Annotated in this window: 2 protein-coding genes; one reads left to right on the top strand and one right to left on the bottom strand. The window is 76.6% G+C overall.

The genetic code is table 11. The features are described 5' to 3' along the window. Positions 1–85: 85 nt before the first annotated feature. Entirely contained in the window at positions 86–1,033 is a 948-nt protein-coding gene (gene pip, locus B0E53_RS36380) for a prolyl aminopeptidase (protein ID WP_107079911.1), read from the bottom strand. Positions 1,034–1,084: 51 nt separating this feature from the next. On the opposite strand from pip, the gene B0E53_RS36375 reads away from it, so the two are divergent. Further along, the coding region (locus tag B0E53_RS36375) for a MarR family transcriptional regulator (RefSeq protein WP_107079910.1) at positions 1,085–1,574 on the top strand (490 nt) is incomplete at its 3' end.

The following is a 1,574-nucleotide window of genomic DNA, read 5'->3' as shown; positions in this document are numbered from 1 at the left end:
GCGGCCGCGAAGGCCGCCCCGGTCCGCGCGCTGCTCGCCACCGCCTGACCCGCCCCGGTCCGCGCCCTGCCGGCGGCCGGCGTGGTCAGGCGCGGGCGAAGTCGTCCAGGGCGGCCACCACCCGCTCGCCCACGCCGTGGCCGCTGCCGTGGCCGCCGGACTCGACGATCTCCAGCCGGGCGTCGGGCCACGCCTGGGTGAGCTGCCAGGCGATGTCCGGCGGGCCGCTGACGTCCAGGCGGCCCTGCACCAGCACGCCGGGGATGCCGGCGAGCCGGCCGGCGTCGCGCAGCAGCTGCCCGTCCGGCACGAACCCCAGGTTGCTGAAGTAGTGGGTGACCAGGCGGGTGAAGCCGGCCCGGAACACCGGGTCGGCGTAGCGGGGGCTGGGCTTGAAGCCGCCGGCCAGGGAGACGTGCACGTCCTCCCAGGCGCACCAGTCCCGGGCGGCCCGGTCGCGCACCTGCGGGTCCGGGTCGTTGACCAGCCGGGCGTACGCGGCGGACAGGTCGCCGTCGCGCTCGGCCGGGGGCACCCCGTCGCGGAAGCGCGCCCACTCCTGCGGGAAGATCCGGCCCATGTCCCGGGTCACCCAGTCGATCTCCCGGCGGGTGTTGGCGACCACGCTGAACAGCACCAGCGCGGTGACCCGCTCCGGGTGGCGCTGGGCGTACGCCAGGGACAGCGACGAGCCCCAGGACGCGCCGCAGAGCAGCCACCGCTCGACGCCCAGGTGCGCGCGCAGCCGTTCCATGTCGGCCAGCAGGTGGGCGGTCGTGTTGACGGACAGGTCGGTGGCCGGGTCGCTGGCGGGCGGGGTGCTGCGGCCGCAGCCGCGCTGGTCGAACAGGATGATCCGGTAGGCGGCCGGGTCGAACAGCTGCCGCCAGGAGGCGCCGGCGCCGGAGCCGGGACCGCCGTGCACCACCAGGGCCGGCCGCCCGTCGGGGTTGCCGCAGGTCTCCCAGTGGATCCGCTGGCCGTCGCCGACGTCGAGCTGGCCCTGCGCGTACGGCTCGATCGGTGGATACATCGGGTTCCCCTCCCACGGCCCGGATACAACAGCGCTGTTACATTAGCGGACGTGACCGCCATTCCCGACCGCGAGGCCCTCGGCACCCTGCTGCGCCACGTCCTGGAGGTGCTCGACGGCGACGTCGCCGCCGTCTACGCCGACCTCGACCTGGCCGACTACCGGCCCCGCTACTCACCGCTGGTGCGGGTGCTGGTGGCCGACGGGCCCCTGGCGATCCGCGACCTGGCCGCCCGGGTGGGCGTCACCCACTCCGCGGCCAGCCAGACCGTCGCCCAGATGGCCCGCGCCGGACTGGTCGACCTCGCCCCCGGCGCGGACGCCCGGCAGCGCATCGTCACCCTCACCGACCGGGCGCGCGCCCGGCTGCCGGTGATCGAGGCCGAGTGGGCGGCCACCACGACGGCCGTGCGCCGGCTCGACGCGGAGCTGCCCGTACCCCTGGCCGACGAGCTGTACGCGGTGCTCGCCGCGCTGCGCCGCCGCCCGCTGCGCGACCGGATCGCCGACACCGGGCTGGCGCCCACCCGGCCGCCGACCT

Origin of the sequence: Micromonospora sp. MH33 (assembly GCF_003013775.1) — a bacterium.
GTDB classification, from domain to species: Bacteria; Actinomycetota; Actinomycetes; order Mycobacteriales; family Micromonosporaceae; genus Micromonospora; species Micromonospora fulviviridis.
Note: the sequence above shows the minus strand (reverse complement) of the source record. Positions and strands in the feature narration are given on the sequence as shown.

What these genes read in the sequence shown, in the direction of transcription:
- pip (WP_107079911.1), bottom strand. Translation starts at nt 1,033, where the DNA reads ATGTATCCACCGATCGAGCCGTACGCGCAGGGCCAGCTCGACGTCGGC.